At 43.5% G+C, this 21,785-nt stretch carries 22 protein-coding genes, 1 pseudogene and 1 riboswitch; of the genes and pseudogenes, 9 read left to right on the top strand and 14 right to left on the bottom strand.

The window, feature by feature from the left end; translation table 11 throughout:
* The 3 genes and pseudogenes from T491_RS0111255 to T491_RS0111245 all read right to left on the bottom strand — a co-directional run.
* Positions 1 to 216 (bottom strand): annotated as a pseudogene (locus T491_RS0111255) (IS5/IS1182 family transposase); the annotation flags it as partial.
* Between the two features lie 142 nt (positions 217 to 358).
* Positions 359 to 1,039: a tRNA (guanosine(37)-N1)-methyltransferase TrmD gene (gene trmD, locus T491_RS0111250; RefSeq protein WP_028903976.1), complete on the bottom strand. Its 681-nt coding sequence runs from the start codon at positions 1,037 to 1,039 to the stop codon at positions 359 to 361.
* A complete protein-coding gene (locus T491_RS0111245) occupies positions 1,036 to 1,881 on the bottom strand; it encodes a patatin family protein (RefSeq protein ID WP_028903975.1) in 846 nt (281 codons plus the stop codon). The genes trmD and T491_RS0111245 overlap by 4 nt, the downstream gene beginning before the upstream one ends.
* A gap of 91 nt (positions 1,882 to 1,972) precedes the next feature.
* Here T491_RS0111245 and T491_RS0111240 point away from each other — a divergent pair, with 91 nt between their 5' ends.
* Positions 1,973 to 2,968 (top strand): hypothetical protein, encoded by a 996-nt coding sequence (locus T491_RS0111240; RefSeq protein ID WP_028903974.1) that lies wholly within the window; start codon positions 1,973 to 1,975, stop codon positions 2,966 to 2,968.
* Here the strand turns inward: T491_RS0111240 and ligA are convergent.
* A complete protein-coding gene (gene ligA / locus T491_RS0111235) occupies positions 2,965 to 4,989 on the bottom strand; it encodes an NAD-dependent DNA ligase LigA (RefSeq protein WP_028903973.1) in 2,025 nt (674 codons plus the stop codon). The two genes, T491_RS0111240 and ligA, sit on opposite strands and share 4 nt — an antisense overlap.
* Positions 4,990 to 5,096: 107 nt before the next feature.
* Between ligA and T491_RS17150 the strand changes: the two genes are divergently transcribed.
* Complete coding sequence (locus T491_RS17150) at positions 5,097 to 5,570, top strand: hypothetical protein (RefSeq protein ID WP_051523128.1); 474 nt, start codon at positions 5,097 to 5,099, stop codon at positions 5,568 to 5,570.
* A 326-nt stretch (positions 5,571 to 5,896) separates the two neighbouring features.
* Here T491_RS17150 and T491_RS0111225 read toward each other — a convergent pair whose 3' ends face one another.
* The 3 genes from T491_RS0111225 to T491_RS0111215 are packed head-to-tail and all read right to left on the bottom strand — an operon-like array spanning position 5,897 to position 7,080.
* On the bottom strand, positions 5,897 to 6,106 hold the full coding sequence (locus tag T491_RS0111225) for a helix-turn-helix transcriptional regulator (RefSeq protein ID WP_013065331.1): 210 nt from the start codon (positions 6,104 to 6,106) through the stop codon (positions 5,897 to 5,899).
* 4 nt (positions 6,107 to 6,110) lie between these two features.
* Positions 6,111 to 6,575, bottom strand: a complete 465-nt coding sequence (locus tag T491_RS17145; RefSeq protein WP_081773353.1) for a DUF2975 domain-containing protein — start codon at positions 6,573 to 6,575, stop codon at positions 6,111 to 6,113.
* 22 nt (positions 6,576 to 6,597) lie between these two features.
* Positions 6,598 to 7,080 carry a hypothetical protein gene (locus T491_RS0111215; RefSeq protein ID WP_028903971.1) on the bottom strand — a complete coding sequence of 161 codons (483 nt, stop codon included), beginning with the start codon at positions 7,078 to 7,080 and terminating at the stop codon, positions 6,598 to 6,600.
* 257 nt (positions 7,081 to 7,337) lie between these two features.
* Between T491_RS0111215 and T491_RS0111210 the strand changes: the two genes are divergently transcribed.
* The 3 genes from T491_RS0111210 (at position 7,338) to T491_RS17135 (ending at position 10,582) form a co-directional block, all read left to right on the top strand.
* Positions 7,338 to 8,063 carry a phosphatase PAP2 family protein gene (locus tag T491_RS0111210; RefSeq protein WP_028903970.1) on the top strand — a complete coding sequence of 242 codons (726 nt, stop codon included), beginning with the start codon at positions 7,338 to 7,340 and terminating at the stop codon, positions 8,061 to 8,063.
* A 486-nt stretch (positions 8,064 to 8,549) separates the two neighbouring features.
* Positions 8,550 to 9,116: an outer membrane beta-barrel protein gene (locus T491_RS17140; RefSeq protein ID WP_197018862.1), complete on the top strand. Its 567-nt coding sequence runs from the start codon at positions 8,550 to 8,552 to the stop codon at positions 9,114 to 9,116.
* On the top strand, positions 9,116 to 10,582 hold the full coding sequence (locus T491_RS17135) for a caspase family protein (protein ID WP_028903968.1): 1,467 nt from the start codon (positions 9,116 to 9,118) through the stop codon (positions 10,580 to 10,582). Before T491_RS17140 ends, T491_RS17135 begins: the two co-directional genes overlap by 1 nt.
* 46 nt (positions 10,583 to 10,628) lie before the next feature.
* Here T491_RS17135 and T491_RS0111195 read toward each other — a convergent pair whose 3' ends face one another.
* Genes T491_RS0111195 through amrB form a run of 3 tightly spaced genes read right to left on the bottom strand, consistent with a single transcriptional unit; the run spans position 10,629 to position 13,495 of the window.
* Entirely contained in the window at positions 10,629 to 11,207 is a 579-nt protein-coding gene (locus tag T491_RS0111195; protein WP_028903967.1) for a xanthine phosphoribosyltransferase, read from the bottom strand.
* A gap of 24 nt (positions 11,208 to 11,231) precedes the next feature.
* On the bottom strand, positions 11,232 to 12,095 hold the full coding sequence (amrS, locus tag T491_RS0111190) for an AmmeMemoRadiSam system radical SAM enzyme (protein ID WP_051523127.1): 864 nt from the start codon (positions 12,093 to 12,095) through the stop codon (positions 11,232 to 11,234).
* Positions 12,095 to 13,495: an AmmeMemoRadiSam system protein B gene (gene amrB / locus T491_RS0111185; RefSeq protein ID WP_028903966.1), complete on the bottom strand. Its 1,401-nt coding sequence runs from the start codon at positions 13,493 to 13,495 to the stop codon at positions 12,095 to 12,097. The genes amrS and amrB overlap by 1 nt, the downstream gene beginning before the upstream one ends.
* Before the next feature lie 359 nt (positions 13,496 to 13,854).
* Between amrB and T491_RS0111180 the strand changes: the two genes are divergently transcribed.
* Entirely contained in the window at positions 13,855 to 15,060 is a 1,206-nt protein-coding gene (locus T491_RS0111180) for a VapE domain-containing protein (protein ID WP_028903965.1), read from the top strand.
* Between the two features lie 126 nt (positions 15,061 to 15,186).
* A complete protein-coding gene (locus T491_RS0111175; RefSeq protein ID WP_028903964.1) occupies positions 15,187 to 15,618 on the top strand; it encodes a DUF6078 family protein in 432 nt (143 codons plus the stop codon).
* A 136-nt stretch (positions 15,619 to 15,754) separates the two neighbouring features.
* Here T491_RS0111175 and T491_RS0111170 read toward each other — a convergent pair whose 3' ends face one another.
* Positions 15,755 to 16,963, bottom strand: coding sequence for an RES domain-containing protein (locus T491_RS0111170; protein ID WP_197018861.1), 1,209 nt, complete (start codon positions 16,961 to 16,963; stop codon positions 15,755 to 15,757).
* A gap of 177 nt (positions 16,964 to 17,140) precedes the next feature.
* Positions 17,141 to 17,251, top strand: a riboswitch (SAM-I-IV-variant riboswitch).
* On the opposite strand from T491_RS0111170, the gene T491_RS0111165 reads away from it, so the two are divergent.
* Positions 17,250 to 17,669 (top strand): hypothetical protein, encoded by a 420-nt coding sequence (locus T491_RS0111165; RefSeq protein ID WP_028903962.1) that lies wholly within the window; start codon positions 17,250 to 17,252, stop codon positions 17,667 to 17,669. It overlaps the preceding riboswitch by 2 nt.
* Positions 17,670 to 17,749: 80 nt before the next feature.
* Positions 17,750 to 19,432 (top strand): GIY-YIG nuclease family protein, encoded by a 1,683-nt coding sequence (locus T491_RS17130; RefSeq protein ID WP_051523126.1) that lies wholly within the window; start codon positions 17,750 to 17,752, stop codon positions 19,430 to 19,432.
* Between the two features lie 169 nt (positions 19,433 to 19,601).
* Here the strand turns inward: T491_RS17130 and T491_RS0111155 are convergent, their stop codons facing one another.
* The 3 genes from T491_RS0111155 to pheS form a co-directional block, all read right to left on the bottom strand.
* On the bottom strand, positions 19,602 to 20,075 hold the full coding sequence (locus T491_RS0111155) for a hypothetical protein (RefSeq protein WP_028903961.1): 474 nt from the start codon (positions 20,073 to 20,075) through the stop codon (positions 19,602 to 19,604).
* Positions 20,072 to 20,536: a DUF3990 domain-containing protein gene (locus T491_RS0111150; protein ID WP_197018860.1), complete on the bottom strand. Its 465-nt coding sequence runs from the start codon at positions 20,534 to 20,536 to the stop codon at positions 20,072 to 20,074. Before T491_RS0111150 ends, T491_RS0111155 begins: the two co-directional genes overlap by 4 nt.
* 141 nt (positions 20,537 to 20,677) lie before the next feature.
* On the bottom strand, positions 20,678 to 21,736 hold the full coding sequence (gene pheS, locus T491_RS0111145; protein ID WP_028903959.1) for a phenylalanine--tRNA ligase subunit alpha: 1,059 nt from the start codon (positions 21,734 to 21,736) through the stop codon (positions 20,678 to 20,680).
* Between the last annotated feature and the right edge of the window lie 49 nt (positions 21,737 to 21,785).

Here is a 21,785-nt window from a genome sequence, read left to right as displayed (position 1 = left end):
ATCATAGATGACCTTAAGGAGCAGGTACTTGAACATGCGGATAGGAGACTCTGCCATACGACCATTGTCTGGACAGTATTTGTCTAACAACTCTTGATAGACAAAAGAAAAATCAACGAGCCCGTTGATACGTCTCAGAAGATTGTCTTGTGGGACAACTATGTCGTACAAGGCACTATACTCACTCAATACTAACTCTTGTTGTTGCGACAGCATAAGCACTCTCTTTTATGCTGTAAAGGTACAAAAAAATCTGCACATAGCCAAATGTTTTACTGACTATGTGCAGACTGTAATTGTTAAAAAGTGCCTAATAGGACTTTTTCAGTGCCCTCCCAGCCGGCGGGGGATATTTGTTTTATTTCTCTTTCAGCAAGTCGGGGCGAAGCCTGCGGGTGCGTTCCATCGCTTGCTCAAACTCCCACTCACGTATTTTGGCTTCGTTGCCGCTCAGTAATATCTCTGGCACTTTCCAGCCTTTGTAGTCGGCAGGGCGCGTATAGATAGGTGCTGCCAAGATATCATCCTGGAAACAGTCGCTCAAGGCACTCTGTTCGTCGCCAATTACACCTGGCACTACGCGTACAATGGCGTCGGCAATCATGGCTGCCACCAGTTCGCCACCTGTCAGCACGAAGTCGCCAATAGAGATCTCTTTGGTGATCAAGTGTTCACGGATACGCTGGTCGATACCTTTATAATGGCCTGCTAAGATAATCAGATTCCCCTTCAGCGAGAGTTCGTTGGCCATATGCTGGTCGAAACGCTCGCCATCTGGCGATGTAAAGATAACTTCGTCGTAATCGCGCTCAGCTTTCAGGGCGGTGATACAACGATCAATAGGCTCGCACTGCATCACCATGCCTGCGCTGCCTCCGTATGGATAATCGTCCACTCGACGCCATTTGTCAAGGGTGTAGTCTCTCAGGTTGTGTAAACGGATTTCGGCTAATCCTTTCTTTTCTGCTCTTGCCAGGATCGACTCGTGAACAAAGCCTTCCAACATCTCTGGCAGTACGGTTATAATATCAATTCTCATCTAAAAAATGCTTTAATTCTTTCTATATATTTCATGCCGGTCTCTCGACCGATATCGTAGATGCGCTGCATCTCTTCTGGGTCGTGAGAGATGTGTCCGATCTTCAAAGGTGCTTCAGGACGGATGACCAATGCACGGCCTGTCGACTCTGCCTGATACACATACGACAACTGCTGGTTGTACATAATGTGTCGCTTGTCCATCGCCTCAATCATGTTGGGATATTTCCTGAGAGCTATGCGCATCAGCGGCATCAGCTTGTTGTGCTCCTTGACGTAGCCGTCGGGTTGGGTGAGTATCACCAGGTTTTTCTCGTAGCCGATGTTCTCGAAATACTCCAAAGGAATGGAATCTGCCACGCCGCCGTCAAGAACTTTCATACCTTCAAGCTCTACTATTTTCGAGGCCAAAGGCATGGATGCTGAAGCGCGAATCCAGTCGTAGGTCAGTTGTTCGCCTTTGGTCAGCTGCTTGTAAACAGGCTTACCAGTCAGCACATCGGTACATACGGCATAGAACGCCATCGGGTTCTCTTCGAACGCCTGATCATCGAAAATGTCGTATTGGGTAGGGATGATATGATAGCCGAATTCTGCGTTATACAAGTTTCCCGTTTTCAGCCACGACTGCCAGCTGCAGTAGCGGTTGTCGTGCGCAAAGCGCTTGTTGTAACGCAGGGCGCGACCAGGTTGGCGGCTCTTATAGTTGCATCCAAAGGCTGCTCCTGCCGATACACCAATCAGTCCATCAGGCTCTACATGCGCTTCCATCATGACATCGAGGACGCCAGCTGTAAACAGCCCACGCATGGCGCCACCTTCTAATACCAGTCCCTTCTTCATGGCTGCAAAGGTAATAAAAAAGATTGATATCTTGTTAAATTTTACTGATTATTTGGCGTTTTCGCTTTTTCTACTTACTTTTGCACACGTAATGAAAAAGATAGGATTACTTGTTTTTCTGCTATGGGCGGTGCAGATGGCTTGGAGTCAGGCCATCTACGATCCTAAGTGTATCACGCTGATGGATGCGCCTCTCGAAGGCCCTGATTCGGCATTTATCCAGGCATTGAAGAGTGTGGGATTCGAGGCTGTTGCTGGTGCAGATGACGATGGTACCTATCATTTCAAAGGCGATTTCTATGGTATCAAGGATGCGCGACTCGAGGTGACAGTCAACGAGCAAACCAAGCTGTTCAGCGAGGCTACCGTTACCTGCGGTCCTTATCGCACACGTGAGCTCTATGAGCGCAACCAGAAGTATCTGTTGGGTAAGCTGCAGCGCGAGTGGGGCAACTTCAAGGCGAAGGGCGATGGTTCGCTCTATATCCTGACTGACTATGGTTATATCCGTCAGAGCGTCACGCTCCATGAAAACGGCGCACACTCCATCAGCTACTATTATCTCAACATGTCGCCTTATTATAAGGATGTGTCGAACATGGGGTTGAAGGGATTTGTACAGGAGGTTATCACAGAGAATCCTGTGGCTGAGAATCCTATCGAGCATTTCGACGAGATGGGCAAACTTGAATCAGTAGAACTCACAGAACGCAAATATAATCAGGTGGGCTATCTCATGGCTGCCACGCTTACTGAAGGCGGCGAGAAAAAGCAGATTACCTACGATTATAACGATGCTGGCAATCTGAAACGCACCATCCAGACCAATATGGTTTCAGGTTTGAAACTGGTTACTGATTACAAATGGAATGACGATGGTGAGATGGTTCAGCAGAGTCAGAAAGCCTTTGATAAGGACAACGAGTGTATCATGAGCGTAACGATGAAATACAACATCGAAGAGCGCGACGATAACGACAACTGGACTAAAAACACGCTCCACATTACCAACTGGTTGAAAGGACAGCGTGCCCAGACGATGGAAGTCGTCCAGACACGCACTATCTCTTATTGGGATGAAGATTAACCTATCATCTCCAAGAATTCATCTTCGCTTACAATCCTGATTCCCAACTTCTCAGCTTTCTGCAGTTTCGATGGGCCCATATTCTCGCCAGCCAGTATAAACGAGGTTTTACTGCTGATGCTGCCCACATTCTTTCCGCCATTCTGCTCGATGATGGCTTTGTATTCATCGCGACTGTGATGCGCAAAAACGCCACTGATCACAACACTCTGTCCAGCCAGCTTGTCGGATACGTTAGCCGTCTGCGCCTCAGAGAGCTCCATCTGCAAACCATAGGCCCTCAATCGCTCGATGATCTTCAGGTTCTCCTCGTTATGGAAGTAGGTGATAATGCTCTTTGCCATCACCTCGCCAATACCCTCAATCTCCTGCAGTTCCTCAATACCGGCATGCATCAGGGCGTCGATATTCTTAAAGTGGCGCGCCAACAGCTTGGCCGATGTCTCGCCCACAAAGCGGATGCCTAAAGCAAACACCACACGCTCGAAAGGTACTTCCTTCGAGGCTGCGATACCATTCACCACACGCTGGGCTGATTTGGTGCGACTACCATCGCCATTAATCTGCTGCACATCAATATCGTACAGGTCGGCAATGTTGTTGATAAGGTGGTGGCGATAATAATCATCAATAGTCTCTGGACCAAGCGAGTCGATGTTCATCGCCTTGCGGGCTATGAAGTGCTCGATACGCCCCTTGATTTGTGGCGGACAACCACTGTCGTTAGGACAATACCAGGCTGCCTCGCCTTCGTAGCGAACCAATGGCGTGCCGCATTCTGGACAGCGCTTGATAAACTCTACGGGCTGGGCGATGATGGGGCGCTGGTCGATATCCACACCAACAATCTTTGGGATAATCTCGCCACCTTTCTCCACATATACGTAATCGCCGATATGTAGGTCGAAACTCTTGATAAAATCCTCGTTGTTCAGTGTGGCGCGTTTAACTGTTGTACCTGCCAGCTGCACGGGATCCATATTGGCCACAGGCGTGATGGCACCAGTACGGCCCACCTGATAGGTGACCTCGTTCAGTCGGGTGCAAACACGCTCGGCCTTGAACTTATAGGCGATGGCCCAACGTGGACTCTTGGCTGTAAAGCCTAAGGCGCGCTGCTGGCGGATAGAGTTCACCTTCAGCACGATACCATCCGTAGCTACAGGCAGTTTCTTGCGCTCCGTGTCCCAGTAGTTGATGAAGTCGTAGATCTGCTGTAGCGTCTTCACCTTCTTCATGCCTTCTGATATCTTAAAGCCCCATTGACGAGCCACTTCCAGGTTCTCGAAATGTCCCTCGGCAGGCAGTTCTTCGCCCAATAGATAATACAGGTAGGCATCCAACTGGCGTGAGGCTACTAAGCTCGACTTCTGACTCTTCAGTGTGCCGCTCGCAGCGTTTCGTGGGTTGGCGAAGAGTGGCTCTTCGGCCTCTTCGCGCTCCTTGTTCAGGCGCTCAAACACGCTCCAAGGCATCAGAATCTCGCCTCTGATCTCGAACTCGCGAGGGTAGGCGGGGGCAGCAAACAGGTCGTCGCTTGCAGGTGGTGTCAATACCAAAGGTATGCTTCGTATCGTCTTCACGTTTGCAGTCACGTCGTCGCCATGTACGCCGTCGCCACGTGTCACAGCCTGCGTCAGCTTGCCATCCACGTAGGTGAGCGAAATCGACAGTCCGTCGTATTTCATCTCGCAGCACACCTCAAAGTCCTCGCCAGCCAAGCCTTTCTTCACGCTCTCGTACCAGTCGGCCACATCCTGCTCGTTGTAGGTGTTGGCCAGCGAGAGCATGGGGTATTTATGCTCCACCTGTCGGAACTCCGCATTCAAGTCGCTACCCACGCGCTGGGTGGGCGAATTTGGGTCCGCCATCTCTGGGTGCTTCGCCTCCAGGTCCTGCAGTTCGTGCATCATAAAGTCGAACTCCTGGTCGCCAATGGTAGGCTGGTTCAGCACATAGTATTTGTAATTATGCTCGTGCAGCTCTTTGCGCAGCTGTTCAATTCTTTGTATTTCGTTCATATTCATTGTTGATTTGTGTGCAAAAATACAAAAAAAAGTCGAAATCAAAACAATTTCCAATTATCAATTGTCAATTTTCAATTATTTTGCTACCTTTGTCGTTACTTATGTGGATGATGTTTCGTGTGGTGCCTATCATGTGGCGGGCTGTTCGTCCAAGCAAGGTGGTTGATATGCCTGCTGTGGTCAACTCTTTCTGGATGCGGAAAGGGTTTGTTGGTTTGACGTTCTTTGGCCATATCCTCACACCTAATCAGTACGAAGCCGATCAGTTTAATCAACACGATAGAGCCATGAAGAACCACGAGATGATTCATCTGCGCCAAGCCCAGTCGTGTGGCGATTCGTGGTGGCGCTTCTACCTATTGTATATATGGTACTGGCTCAAGGCTCTTCCTGCCAATCGACAGCTAAAGCATGGCGCTTACTTGGTGAATCCCTTCGAACTGGAGGCCTATCGCCACATGAATAATCTCGATTACCTGGTCAGTGGTGAGGCCACCGAATGGCGAAAGTTCGCCAAAATGTCAATCCAAGAAAGAATCAAGCTATATGAACAAAAAACTCCAGGCTTGGGATAAAACAGTAGCTGGAGTATTAGTGCTTTTGAATGCCTACATCGTCACCGTTGTTACCGCAAAGAAAAATAGTTGACAATTCCTACTTCGCTTATAAACTCCTTTTGTGCGTTGAATTAATTCAAAAAGGGTGTTGAATTAATTCACGAGGAGTTTTGAATTAACTCAGGTGACATACTGTATTCTAAGTTCATGCAAAAACGTTTTTACGTTTTTTACCTTACAGGCATTTGATGATGCTTGTTACTATGCCGATTATTGTGGTGAGGGCTAAATGAATGGCCCAGAGGATAATTGGGTGTAGCATACTGATTAAATTAAAATTGTGATTATTCGTCTCTATATTCAAGGATGTCGCCTGGCTGGCAACCTAACTCGCGGCAGATGGCTTCGAGGGTGCTGAAGCGGATGGCTTTGGCTTTACCAGTTTTCAGTATCGAGAGGTTGGCAAGGGTCAAACCTACGCGCTCGGCTAGTTCGCTGAGCGACATCTTGCGCTTGGCCATCTCCACGTCTAAGTTTACTACTATCTGTCCCATAGGCTTAAATCGTTAAATCCTGCTCTTCTTTCAACTTTAACCCAATGGCAAAAGCCTCGGCCATGATAAGGATAAACACACCTTCCGTGATGAAACCGATAGCATCGGCCCCTGTTTCCCACAGGCTTTCAGAATTGGGTGCCATAATGGCAAATATGATCACCGTAGGTACAATGATACACCATCCCACAGTGCGAAGCAGGTCAACATTGGCCCACGAGAATACCTCGCCATGATTGATGTTGAGGATAAAACGCACAAAGCAGGCAAAAGTGTAAAGATAGACTATGAAAAAGAGGAATACTATCAGTATACCGAATGTACCTAAAAGGGTTGACGGTTCGCTGCCGTTTTTGCCTTCAGTCCAGCCCTTATGGAACTCTTCGGAAGCGCCTATAAGCGTCATTACTATGCCGGCAATCATCAGCACCAGCAACAAAATACATAGGATGTTAAGTTTCTGTTTCATAACATTTATCCTTTTCTATTGATTATACAGTAAGTTCTTGTTCTTTCTTCAGTTTCATGGTGTCCTTAATAAGCTTGGGCATAAAGAAGAAACTAAACACAATGAAATAGAATGGGGCACCATATAGACTGCGGGCCATGGATGGTAAACGGTCGAGGTGTTCAGCACCAATATGGTTGAAAACATAGTCGAGCGTATTGCCTGCACATATATAATAAATGATGAACACTACTACTGCAAGATAATACAGCCAAAGAATCCAGCGGCTGTACTGCTTATGCACATAAGTAAGGTAGCATACAACGAAGTAGATGCACCAGGTGATAGTCTTGCCAATGAACTCTACCAGGTCGCAAAGGCCTTTGCAATAGTCGAAATCAGTGGTGGCTTGACGCACGGTCTGGATGTCGTCAATAATAGAATAGCCTACATAAGCAAAGAAAAGCAGCAAGATAATCGTGCTGACAGGGTTCTTTTTCGCATTCTGAAATAAACTTGTACTCATAGCTCTATTTATTGTTTTAATTTGTTTATTTATCGTTTATCGATATGCAAAAGTAGAAATAAAAACAATACTAACCAAATAAAATCGATAAAAACTTATCGAAAAACGATAAATTTAACTTTCGGTAACAAATAACGCCCATACTAACTATAAATTGTTTTTCGCTCGAAAGTTAGGAACTTTCGGCTTTTTTACGTACTTTTGCCATCGAATTGATAATTTACGTCTACTAATTTATAGCAAAGAATATAAGGATTATGAAAAAGAACGTTATGTGGATGATGGCGGCATTAATGCTGTGGAGTAATGTGGTTAGTGCTCAAAAGGCTGACGACCTGGTGTATCTTACTGCCGACGAGGTGCCCAATGCCGTGTATTGGTTGCCTGCGCCCCCAGCTCCTGGTTCGCCGCAGTTTATGAACGATATATCACAATATTACTGGGGTAAACAGCAGCGTCAGGATTCTTTACGTGCTCGTAAGGCTATCAGGGAGGCAGCTTATGAGGTGAAGGATATGGTGCCGCAGTTTTGCAAAGCTTTTGGCATGGAGATCTCAGAACAGAAAACACCAGCCATCTATCATGTTATTAACAGAGCTGTTCTTACTATCCGCTTGAGTGCCACAAAGCCAAAGGCTACCTATATGCGCACCCGTCCGTATGTATATTTCAGCGAATCTACGCTTGTGCCCGAGGAAGAGGAGGAGTTGCGTACAAATGGTTCTTACCCCTCTGGTCATACTGTTCGTGGTTGGGGCATGGCGCTCTTGCTGTGCGAGATTAACCCTGCAGCCCAAGATGAACTATTTAAGCTCGGGTACGAATGGGGACAGAGTCGTGTGATTGCGGGTTTCCACTGGCAGAGTGATGTTGATGCCTCGCGCATGTTGGCTGCTGCCTGCTATGCCCGTTTGCATACTTGTAAGGCATTCCTCGATGATATGTCAGCTGCCAAAAAGGAATTCCAGAAGCTGAGTAAGTGATAAGAGAATACTGGTTCATGGGCTTTAAACTGTAATTTGGTGTAGTCCTCCTACCGAAGGACTGCAGTCCTGATGCGAAAGGACTCGAGTCCTGCCTAAGGAGGACTGGAGCGAGGATTAATTGTTCCAGTTTAGTTTCCAGCCAGGAACTTCATCGTAATTAATCTTGCTCATAAATGGTCGTATTGTCATTTTTCTTCGATGAAAAAGTCTTTATTCTAAAAAAAAACGTTCTATTTGCATTTTTTAATTAAAAAAACTTGCAATATTATTGTCTTTTTCATATCTTTGGCAACGTAACGGAAAATCCGTCGCAGACATGACATAGGAAGCGTTTAGCTTTTTCCAGTTGGTAAACTTCGACAAATATGTTATTCAGGTAGTTGAAGGCCTACCATCGGATTGGCTGATAGGCTCACGTTTCTGTTTTGTTATGGAATACTTTATTAATTAAATTTCATTGGGTCTGTGATGCACACGAAGGTTATGAAAAAGGTATTTGCTATCCTGTTGTTAGCAGTTGTATGTAGCGGTAACGTTATGGCGCAGAAAGGTAGAAATGGTATCGGTGCTAATGTTGCCTGGAATTTGTTTAAAGACAGTGCTTTTGGATTGGGTGTGAAATACCAAACAAATGTAACTGACAATATTCGTATCGAACCTTCTTTCAATTTCTATCCTGTTACGACTATGCCTAGTAACGAATATGACTCTACAAAGGGATGTTATTCTTGGATAGGTAATCTTAATATGCATTATTTTATAGGTAAGCCCAGTCGTTGGCGTCCATATATTATTGCTGGTTTAGCTTTGGGAAACCTAAAATCGAGAGAATATGTTGATAATCCTAGTTTGGTTATTCATACAGATTATGGTTCTTTTTATGATCAGGTAATGTCTGATAAGAATAAAATTGATTTTGGTGTTAATGCTGGAATAGGCTGGGATCTTCGTATATCATATGCTATATCACTTCAGTTGGAACCCAAAATCATTCTCCAGAAGAATATTACGTTAGCACCGACAATTGGCTTGACCTATTATTTTAAGTAATGAAAATAAAGAGGATTCTTTTGGCTTTGTATGCTGTATTCTTATACAGTATAGATATTGGTGCGCAAACAATGATCATTGAAGGAAATACTTTCAGTGTACGGCTTAATGATGAGGATATGACTGCTACAATCTATGACCCTAATTATGTGATTGATGACCGCGAATTCCCGTTATCTCGAAAAGAACGGAAATTTAAAGCTCTTAAGGGTAGAGTCGGGCATTATAATACAAATAATCCTGTTATAGACCCGGTTACGGTTAAAATTCCCGATATATACAAGAGCACAAATGGTAATGTATATGATATCACCACTATCGGTAAGGCGGCCTTTGCGGGGTATCAGAATGTAGATGTGTTTATTATCCCATCTTCAATTGTCGCTATTGATGATTATGCTTTCTATCGTACTTCAATTATGAGTGTTGAGATACCTGCTTCTGTACAGAAAATAGGTAAAAGGGTTTTTGGACATTGTTACAAATTAAAAGAAATAAAATCGCCTCAGGGAGTGACATGTGATAACGATTCGTATAGAGAGAGTGGCAGGGTTGATGTCAATTACTATGTAGCAGAATTTAAACCGTTGCCAAAACAAGGAAAAAGATTTGTTGCAGAAACATCTAAACCAGTCTTATCTGTCAAGGTTGATAATAAACAGGACATTGCTTCTGCAGTAGCGATATCTGATGTAGATGTTAACCTGCCGATAGTATCGCAGAAAGATGAAAATTTATTTGCTTTGGTGATTGCCAATGAGAAATACATGAATGTTGCTAATGTAGAATATGCACTTAATGATGGTCGTACGTTTAAGACATATTGCGAGAAAGTTCTGGGTATGCCAGAAGCAAATATTCATCTTGTGGAGAATGCTACTTATGGACAGATGGTTGAACAAATCAGTTGGTTAGATCGAATAGCAAAAGCTTACCAAGGCGACGCAAAGATTATAGTTTATTATGCAGGACATGGTATTCCCAGCGAGAAAGATGGGGCGGCATATTTACTGCCAGTTGATGTTTCTGGTGATAATACTGCAGCTGCATATAGTCTAAGTTTGCTCTATAAGCAATTGGGAGGTCTTAATGCTGAAAAAGTTACAGTCTTTATGGATGCTTGTTTCAGTGGGGCTCGTCGTGGTGATGGTATGTTGATGTCCGCGCGTGGAGTAGCAATCAAGTCGAAAGCAGAGTATCCATTAGGAAATATGATTGTATTAACTGCGGCTCAAAGTGACGAAACGGCCTATCCATATAAAGAAAAGGGACACGGTCTGTTTACATATTTCCTCTTGAAGAAACTTAAGGAAACAAAAGGGAATGTTGATTTTGGAACACTGAGTGATTATATAAAGAAGGAAGTAAGCCGGAAATCTGTGGTTGTTAACAATAAACCACAAACTCCCACTATATCTTATTCTTTAAAAATGAATAATAACTGGCAAAATCTCAAACTTAAATAGTAAGATATTTGTAGGTGTAAAATTCCATTATTCTGAATGATCCCGTCTATTCTCGAAACTTGATGGTTTGGGTTTCGTAGTCCATCTCTTCGATGATGGCGATGGACTCGAGGTGGTGGCCTTCTTCGCGAAGTATGCGACCGCCATTCTGGTGGCCCTTTTCTACTGCAATACCAATGCCTGCAATCGTAGCGCCAGCTTGATGGGCGATGTCGATAAGGGCATGAACGGCTTCGCCTTCGGCCAGGAAATCATCGACTATCAGCAGATGATCCGTTGCAGAGATGTAGGGAACAGAAACAAATACCTTGTTCTGCTTCTTATGGGTGAAGGAATAGGCGTGCGATATGTATTTGTCGTCGCTGCTGTTGAGCGTCTCGCCCTTCTTGGCAAACACCACTGGCACATCGAGGCTGTTGCCAAGCATGGTAGCGATGGCTATGCCGCTGGCCTCGATGGTGAGAATCTTGGTAATCTCAGTGCCTGCAAACCTGCTCTTGAACTCCTGCGCAATATAGCGCATCACGTCCATCTGAATCTGATGATTGAGAAAACTGTCAATCTTCAGAATATTACCAGGCCTGATCTCGCACTCTTGAAGGATTTTCTGTTCTAAATAGTTCATATATAATTATATTATTGTCCTTATCTATATATTTCCCAGATATACATGCTTGATACCTTCTTCTTCGGCTATTTGCTTGGCTGCATATAGTGTTTGGCGAGGGGTAGGTGGGGTATCCTGCATCTTATAGCGAGGAAAAAATCGGCTGAAGTGTAATGGTGCTTCGGATAATCCATTATGTTTCAGCCATTTACACATATCTCTAATCATCTGCATATCGTCGTTGATGCCTGGAATAACCAGATTAGTTATCTCTACCCATACGCCAGCATTGCGCATGGCCAGAATGGTGTTGAGCACAGGTTGCAGATGGCCGCCACTCACACGCTGGTATATCTCGTCGCTAAACGATTTTAAATCTACGTTGGCCGCATCGAGATAGGGAAGTAGATGGCTCAGTGGGTCTTGGCAAACATAACCTGCAGTAACCAATATGTTCCAAAGTCCGGCTTCGTGGGCTTTTCGGGCTGTATCCGTGATATATTCGATATAGGTGAGCGGCTCTGTGTAAGTATAGGCGATGCCTGGGCAATGGTGCTTCTGGCATAGTGCAACCACCTCATCAGGTTGCAGCTCGTAGTAGTTTACGTCTTGTGGCGAAACCTGCGATATTTCGTGGTTCTGACAGTTCAAGCAATGGAAATTGCAGCCTGTACATGCGATGGAGAGACAGGTAGTGCCTGGATGAAAATGGTAAAGCGGCTTCTTCTCAATCGGATCGATAGCCAGCGAGCAAGGCTTGGCATACACCTCGCTCACCAGCGTGCCGCCATGATTCCGTCTACTGCGACAGATGCCCGTCCGTCCATTGCTTATTTTGCAGTGGTGCGGACAAAGGTTGCATTCCACTCGTCCATCGTCCAATCGATGATAATATCTGCACTCCATCAGAATACTATTGCTTCGTAAACATATAATTCGGCATCGCGCCAGCCATCCCAACCAATGCCTGCCTTATCTTGTGCACAATGTCCAATGAACTCCTCTTTGGTCCAGTTAACCTCATCGGCTACCTGCGGAAGGAACGTACCGCTGCGATAACCTTTCTTGATATAGATGCCATGACGGTGCAACTCAAACTCGTCGATACTCTGTATGCGACGCTTAGGCGTGAGCACAGAAATCTCGATGTCGATATCGCCCAGTTCGTCGCTGGTTACGGGTAGAAATCGTGGGTCTTCAAATGCGGCTGCACGAGCCATCCTGGCCACAATCTCATGAAGAGCAAAATCCTCGCCAAAGTGCCCTATACAACCACGCAATCGTCCATGTTTGTGCAGCGATACAAAGGCTCCGCATTTCGAATTGAGAATGGATGAGCAGATTGGTTGCTGTGCGATGGGTTTGCCGTTAAGGGAATCTTTGATGCTTTGAAAAGCGATGCCCTTTAGCGCTTTCTTGTCATTATCAGAAAGGGTGAAGCTTTTGTTGTTTTGACGCAGAATGGCAAACGAATGATAGCCCACCACGCGACTAAGGTCTCGATTGTCGATATCGCCAGAGTTCTGATACATCAGGTGCTTAACGTTGTATCTACTATCCATCATCATCAGCAGCGTAACAATGGCAAACTCGCCGCATGCACTCGTTGCCAGATTGCGCTTGCCGCTATTTGCATTGGCTTCGATGGCGGCAATAAACTCCTCTACATCGCCTGTTTCGATGGCTTTGCCTGTTTTTGCATCCACCTCGCAGGCATCTTGGTACGATGGATAATGCGAAAAATCGCTGCTGATTACAAACAGATTCTCGTCAGTGAAATATGGTTTCAGCACATCGGCCATCCGTTTAAGCTGGTAGTAGTCGTTGGTCGAAATGATGATAGGCACTATTGGTGGAACTTCGCCCAGTCTGCGTTGCAGAAATGGCAGTTGCACCTCCAGACAATGCTCTTGCGCATGAGCCGAACAGTGATAGGTAAAAATGCTATCAGCCTTAGTCAGTTCGATAGCTGTTTCGTGGTCCACTTTTACATTGCCAAGTGGTGTGGCGTAATAGTCGGCCTCGGTGTTTACCGATGCACCATTAAGCCATTCGTGATGGCTGGGACCTAACAAGAAAATGCGTTTGTATTTTTTCTTGGCATCGATCGATATATATGCCGAAGCTGCCACATTTCCAGAGAAATAGTAGCCCGCATGGGGCACAATAAGTGCTGCCAGATTATCGTAAACCTGACTGCTGTTGTGGCGCATTAGCAGACTATCTACTTCATTCTCAAGCGCTTTCGCGTCGCCCGTATAAAAGCGGTTGGCCTGTGTGGCGGGTCTTACTATTCCTGTTATCATGTCGCAAAGATAGTAATAATCTTCATATCATCCTAATATTTTCGCCATAAAGTTTGGAACTTCCCGCTTTTTGCGTATTCAAAACAGATCAACAAAAAAGTCTGAAACCCGTATAAACACTGGGATATCGTTGGGTGAGATGTTTGCAAAACATCTCACCCAACTACTCATAAACACCTCACTCTGATTTTAACAATTACAGAATTTAGCAAAAATTTAACAGGAAAGACTTGAAACCGCTTTCTATTTTTTATACCTTTGCAACCGCAATAGCAAAAACCGTACACAAAGACATACGCGAGTATGAAAAGTGCACATAACAGAATTAATAATTGTAAACTGATATCTATATGAGTAAAATGACCGTTAACGGAGAGTCTCTCGAAGCCTCTCTGCAGAACACTCTCGCTGTAGAGTTGTTCCTTCAGGAAAACTACCAGTTCCGTCGAAACATCCTCAACGGCAAGGTAGAGTATGTGATTTTGAATCCCGAACAGGCTGATATTCAGCCAGTTTGGCGACCTCTAACTCCTGAGGCCCTGAACAGTATCGTTCGTAAGGGCAAACAGGAACAGATCACCAAGGGTAGTCCTAAAACGGATATCCTCGAGGTGATCCACTCTGATGCTACTCCCACTTATAATCCTATCTGGGAGTATTTGGATAATCTGCCCAAGTGGGACGGACAGAATCATCTGGCTAAGCTCTTTAGCCGTTTGCCTGGAATCAGTAGCGAACAGATGGATTTCTTGGTCATCTGGTGCCGTTCTACCGTTGCACATTGGCGCCAGATGGATACGCTGCATGGAAACGAGTGTGCACCTACGCTGATTGGTGCTCAGGGCTGTGGCAAGTCTACCTTCTTGGCTCGACTGCTGCCTCCTGAACTTCGCGAGTATTATCTCGACCATCTTAATCTTAGTAATAAGTTCGACAAGGAGATGGCTCTCACCAACAATCTGATAGTAAATCTTGATGAGTTGGATGCCATTCGTCCCAGTCAGCAGGCTGCTTTGAAGCAGACTTTGTCTAAGAGTAAGGTGAATGGTCGTCCCATCTATGGTTGCTCGCAGGATGATCGCCCTCGATACGCATCGTTCGTAGCTACCACCAACAATCGCCATCCTCTGTCGGATGTCACAGGTAGCCGTCGATACATCTGCATCGAGATTCCTCAGGGGCAGTATATCGATAACTCTGGCGAAATCGATTATCAGCAGTTGTATGCTCAGATTCTGTATGAGGTTGTAGATCTTAAGGCACCTTATTGGTTTAATAACGATCAGGTGGCTCGCATTCAGGAAATCAATCTGGATTATACTGACCAGAAGGATATGGCTGAGATTGTTGAGGCTTGCTTCCGTAAGCCTAAGGAGGGCGAGAAGGTGAAGTCGCTTAACAGCAAGCAGATTCTTGAGCAGATTCGTAAGGAATATCCTTCGATAAAGAGCGATCATAGCACCAAGATTCATCTGGGATACGCTATGAAAGACCTTGGTTTCAATCATACCGAGCGAGGCCATGTCAAGTTCTACGAGGTAGTTCCAACCAAGGTGGCCTGCTGAAAAAAGTGAGGTGTTGGGTGAGATGTTGAGTGAGGTGCTTGCGAAACATCTCATCCGCCTGCAGGCCCTGTGTTTATGCGGGCTGTGGATTATTTGAATGATATGTTGATATTTAATTGATAAGCTATGAGTAAGATTAATTACAATGAAGTTCCTGGCTGCTATCTGCACTGCATCAAGGCAGATTGCAAAATGGCCAATCACTGTCTGCGCCAGTTGGCGATGCAGACTATGCCTAATGATCAAATTGCCGTAAGCATTGTGAACCCTAAACTCACAAATCCTTCGGCCGAGTGTGAGTTTTATCGCAACGATGCCCTCCAGGTGTATGGCAAGGGATTTAAGAACATGCAAAAGCAGATGCTACCTGGTCAGTACGAAACATTCTCTTATCGACTTCAGGGAAAGTTTGGTCGTACAGGCTATTTCGAGCGTCGTAGGGGAGAGCGTCTCTGTTCACCTCGCGAAATCCAGGAAGTAAACGATGCTCTAAAAGAAATAGGCCTCGAGCACCTTGAGTTCGATGCCTACGAAGAGCATTACTGCTGGGACGATTAACCCTATCGAAACTCCCCATTAATACTAGCTGCAGTACGCCTCTAAGCGTACTGCAGTACTTTAGTATCCGTACTCCAGTGCGCCCGTAGCCGTACTGTAGTACTCCCTAGTCCGTACTGCAAATGTACTGTTGTAATTATTTCACTTCGTCTGTAGTTATTTCTCTAAGTTGGTTCTTCAATGTGATAGTATAAATGACTTTACTTAGTGACGTACTCTTGCCATCACAAATAAAACTCCAACCATTAAATTCTCGGATAATGTCAAGATTCACACTCTTCTCTAAAGATGATTTCGTTATTTTTTGATTCTCCTTTAATTCGGTAGGTATAAATTGGGCTAAAGCATTAAACATTTCATCGTGATGGATTTTTATAGCATGATCAAAAGGTATCTCTGAGTTAACAGTTTTATTGTCAGCATCAAGAATCTTTCCTTTCGACACATCAATACAATTCCCATCCAAGTCAAAGTAGTGGGTGATTATATTTGTTATAGATTCTTCGTTTATAAATGACGTATACCAAACGATTATTCCTTTTTCATTTATTCCTATTTTTTCGTATTTCACAGAACGCATATCTGGAGCTAATCTTCCTTTGATTACCCATTCAAGTTCAAGGTTCTTGTCTACGAATTCAGGTTTTAGTGCGATATTTATTTCTTCAGTTTCACCTGCGGCAACGCTGGGGTAAACAATTCCATCATAATAGACTTCATATTTGTTCCCAACCGAATCTATAGCATAGCCATTGGCAGAATAAATACAATTCGCTATATACGATGAGGCAAGATATTTTCCAATTCCTTCATTCGAAATCATAATATAGCCTAAACGTTTCAAATAAATTCCTAACTCACTATTAACAATATTGGGATCTGTTATTGTGAAAAGACTGTTAGGCTCTTTGTCAGTATTAATTCCCCATGCAGGTATTGTACGATATAAACGGAGATTTGAATTAGGCTTGAGTTTCCATTTGGCCATATATGCTTCATCGCCAATACTGCTATTTTTGCTTATTTCCTTGAAGTTCGTTTTCATTTGTACAGATGCATAGAAAATGGATTGTCCTTTATAGTTTGCCCTTCCCATTTTGGGCAGTCCATCTTTGTTCAGTGCTATGGGAACATAAGAAAATGTTGCAGGATTTGATAAATCTTCATTTTTCCCAATGTCATCAGCAAGCCTCCCTCTGTAAATGCACATTGATTCATTTAGAACAAGTGGAGCACTAAGGATAATTTGAATAGGATTATCTTTGTACTCTTTGTCAAACTCAATATTACTAAGAGTTTTCGAATTGCCAAGAACTCTGTCCAATAGTTCTAAATACTGTTTCATAAATGTCGTTTTAATGTATTGAGACCATTTGGGGCTCATATAAATCATATAGTATTAAATACACCTTTGGCATACTTTTCCGCAAAAATACGAATAATAGTCGAATCTGCAAAAAATGCTAATCTTTTTGTGCAAATAATTGTATATTCCAAAACTAATTTGTATTTTTGTACCCAGATATTGCATCAAGAGTGGCATAATGCCCACCAACCGGCCTAAACAGAATCGTTGGCAGCGGTGGTAAAAGGATGTGAGTGAATGTTTAATCCACTAAAGATAAACGATTATGGAAATCAAGAAAATTGAAAAGAGTGACTTTGTAATGTTCCCACGTATGCAGCATCGTGGGCTGGAGTTCAGACATGTAGAACGTGATGCGTTCAGGACTGAAATGCGCCATGTTGAGGGACATGGTGACTATTGGCTAATTTACCAGCAGTCGAAACCTCATGTTGTGGCTCACGTCCAATTACCCAAGACGGAGGCTGAGTTTGACAATATCCTTGGCTGGTGTTTGGGACAGAACCATTGGTGCGAATACATTGAGGGGGATTTCTCTTTCCTCTGTGTTATAGCAGGCTTCAATGCTGCAGAACTCACTCCTAAATACCCAGACTTTATCAGCGAACGTGTTTATGCTCTTGGTGATGCTACTCGCTGGTGGTATGAGTATGGAAAGGATGTTCTGATACAAAAGACAACATAAGGATATCAGATTATTCTTTGAAAATGGCTATGATAAGATTTTTTTCGTATATTTGCAGCATCATTTAAAAGATTCTGATTATGGCAATATTTGATTTTCTAAAATCCCACGAAGAAAAAGTAAACGAGAGAAAAGCAGAAATAGCAGCTTTGCAGCAACAAGTTGTTTCTTTACGTGACGAGGTGGCTTCTGAGGAGAAAGAAAAAGAAGAGTTAAGAAGTCAGATTGTTGAATTGAAGAATCTTGTTGTGGCTCAGAAGAATGAACTATATGATTTGCAACAGGACAAAGAAAAAACAAAGAAGCAAGTTGATAGCCTTCATGAAAGATATGAAAAGTTGCATGCTTTGTTAACGAGATCAACCAGAAAATTAAATTGTATGGAATCTTCTGATGAATTCTTGTTATTTGACGTTGGATCTCCATATTTGGTTGCGTTGGATGAAGTAGATTTTGAAGAATTGTGTAAATATCACAATCTTAGAGAAGAAAATCATTCTTATTATGATAAGAAGAAGCAAAGAGAGGATGAATTACATGCCATAGAGCTGAAAATTGAAGATGCAAACAAAGAACTAACCAATCTTCGAGAGGAATTGGTAAAACAGCGTGATATTAATTATGCCTATGAAATAAACAATATTAAAGAACAAACTAGTGAATATATTCATGAATTGAATGACATAAAAGCAGATATTAATAGTTATCTGAAAAATCATAAAGACAAGATTCGCTTAGAGGTAATACATGAAATATACCAAAGAGCAAATCTTTGTGAAGATGAGGCTTTGAGAAATTTGCGAGAAACTATTGACGGTGTTAATATTGACCAGATACAACTTGCTTTGGATTTAAAGAAAATGTTATTGAAACCTCCATATAAAGTTAATCCACAGGAATGGACTTTTGCTGAAATATATTTGTGTAATTTGTTAAATGAATTTGCACAACTCAATATTGTTAAAATCATAAAAGAAATGAAAAACTCAGATTGGGATACGATTAAAGTCAAAATAGGTTCTCTTGTTAATATTTTAGAATTGCGTATGATTGGAACGGGATTTCGAATAGATCCATCATATGGAAAGAATCTATTTAATTATATGGAAGCAAAGTATTTATATATACAAAAGCAACAGATTGAACGAGAAAAGGAGCGAGAAGAACGTGAGGCACAACGTGAATATGAGCGTGCTATAAAAAAGGCTCTAAAAGATGAAGAAAAGGCACAAGAGGCTCTTGAAAAGAAGAAGAGAGAAATGGCTGAAGCGCAGACTCAGGAAAAGATACAGAAATTGCAGGAACAGATAAAGGGACTGGAGAATGCTCTTGTTGAAGCTCGTGAACTAAGAGAGAGAGCAATGAGTATGGCACAACAAACTAAGATAGGCTATGTTTATGTTATCTCTAATATAGGTTCTTTTGGAAAAGATGTCTATAAGATTGGAATGACTCGTCGATTAGACCCGATGGAGCGTATTATGGAATTAAGTAACGCTAGCGTTCCATTCCCATTTGACGTACACACCTTTATATATAGTGAGGATGCACCAGCATTGGAGGCAGACTTACATAGAAGATTCGATGCCAAGAAGGTTAACTCTATAAACTATCGCAAAGAATATTTCAATGTGACGTTAGATGAAATAAAAGCGGCATTGAGAGAGAAAGGAGTTGATGCAAACTTTGTAGACGAACCTGATGCATTCCAATACAGAGAAAGCCTTATGAAAAATCGCAATAATCTTCTCTCTCCACAATAATAGTGAAAAGTCTATATATTAGTAGATGTCCTAAGTTGGGTGAAGTTGATTGGAATTTTTATCTTCTTTATTCTAAGGTATTAGAAATTCATCCTCAACTTGAGGGCGAATTGTCAGTGATAAGCAGCCTGCATCAGTAAGAAGATACCCTTTACTTATGCTTTATTCCTTACATAAACCCGCCGGCATAGTAGCTGCGGGCGATATATGGTGAGGGTTCGTAATAGGCGCTGGTGTTGTAATTGTCGATAACTTCGCAGATGGGATTGTTGTAAACGCGAAGAATGGCGTCAGCATAGTCTTCGTCTGACAGCATGGTGTTAAGAATCAGACGCTTATAAACTTTTCCCATTTGAGTAGCAGTGGGAATGCTTGGACAGAGTTCTGCATCTACTTGAGTAACGTCGAAATTGCCTGGCTGTAATCCGTATTCGTCAATCCAATCGGAAGCAACTGCTAATGGATTCTCAGAATGTAAAACATCTGCAAGAGATAGTTTCTTAGCAAGTTCGTCGTGCCCCATCATATTTGCAACATATTTGTTGGGCTGTTTCAGTTGGCGAGCTGTCCTCTCAATCATATAGCAGACGAAATAAAGATCGTCTGTGCTGATTTGGTCTTCAGGAAAGAATACGTTTGTCATAGGCTGAAACTATCTTTAAAAGAAATGGATTCTAATGACTTTTGAGTACAGAAAACAATCTGGTGAGTGGGGTATTTGAACTTTGCCAAAACCCAGAAGGCTTCTCTTGTAATTTTACCTTCCATAAAATCCTCAACATAATCCCATATCTGATCGTCGGCCATAGGGCCTTCTACAATGTCATAGTCGTGCTTGATTCCTCGACGGCATGCAATTACGAAATCAAGCCATTCGTCAGTCATTACAGGGAATGAGAGAATTTTTAAGTCTTCAGCGGGCTGATAATCAAATATTGATACATAACTATTACCATGTTTGGACAGAGCCCACTTTTTGGCTTGCCTCTCAATGTTGGTGCAATAGAATCCAAAGCCAAAGTCTTTATAAAACCCTGATACAATGATTTGTGGATTGTTCACAATCACATTGCTACCATGATAAATCGTAATGCTATCTGCCATTGTAATTATTTGTTTTTGCAAAGATAGTGTTTTTTTGTGTGAACTTCAAAAAGAAACGAGTTTTTTTTGTAAAAAAAGCTCATTTAACGATAAAGCCTCACCGATTGGTGAGGCTTTAATATAGTTATTAAGGTGTAAACCTTAGTTTGCTGATTCGAATTCTTCGAGGAAGCGGGTGTCGTTCTCAGAGAACATACGGAGGTCGGAAACACGGTATTTGAGGTTGGTGATACGCTCAACACCCATACCGAAGGCGTAACCTGTATATTCCTTAGAGTCGATGCCGCAGAGCTCGAGCACGTTAGGATCAACCATACCGCAACCCAGAATCTCTACCCAACCAGTATGCTTACAGAAGCCGCAGCCCTCGCCACCACAGATGAAGCAAGAGATATCCATCTCGGCACTGGGCTCTGTGAATGGGAAGTAAGATGGGCGCAGACGGATCTTGGTGTCGGCACCAAACATCTCCTTAGCGAACGAAAGCAGCACCTGCTTCAGATCGGTAAATGATACGTTCTTGTCGATATACAGTCCCTCAACCTGATGGAAGAAGCAGTGTGCACGGGCGGTGATGGCCTCGTTACGATATACGCGACCTGGACAGATGACACGGATAGGAGCGGTAAGCTTGCCGTTCTCGTCGTGCATGTGCTCCATGACGCGAGCCTGAACACTTGATGTGTGCGAACGCAACAGGATATTCTTGGTGACATCGTTGGGATGCTGCGATACGAAGAAAGTATCCTGCATATCGCGTGCGGGGTGATCGGCAGCGAAGTTCATCTTGGTGAAGATATGGTTATCGTCCTCAACCTCAGGACCATCGGCGAGCACAAAGCCCATGCGCGAGAAAATATCGATAATCTCGTTGGTAACGATTGTCAGCGGATGGCGGGTACCCAACTCAATGGGGTAGGGGGTGCGGGTCAGGTCGAGTGTTTCGTCACTCGACTCCTGAGTCTCACACTCTTCGCGCAGCTGATTGATGCGCTCGGTAGCCAGTGTTTTCAGTTCGTTAATCTTCATACCAACCGTCTTCTTCTGGTCGGCGGCAACCTCGCGGAAGTCGTTCATCAGGGCAGTAATTTCGCCCTTCTTGCTCAGATATTTCAGTCGGAGCTGCTCAACTTCCTCAGCGTTTTTAGCGCTCAAATTCTGTACTTCTTTCAGAAGTTCGTCTATCTTATCAAGTATCATAAACTATTAAAATTGCAATTTTGCGTGCAAAGGTACAAAAAAAATGAGA

This window comes from Prevotella sp. P6B4, assembly GCF_000619985.1.
In the GTDB taxonomy this organism is placed as follows: domain Bacteria; phylum Bacteroidota; class Bacteroidia; order Bacteroidales; family Bacteroidaceae; genus Prevotella.
Note: the sequence above shows the minus strand (reverse complement) of the source record. Positions and strands in the feature narration are given on the sequence as shown.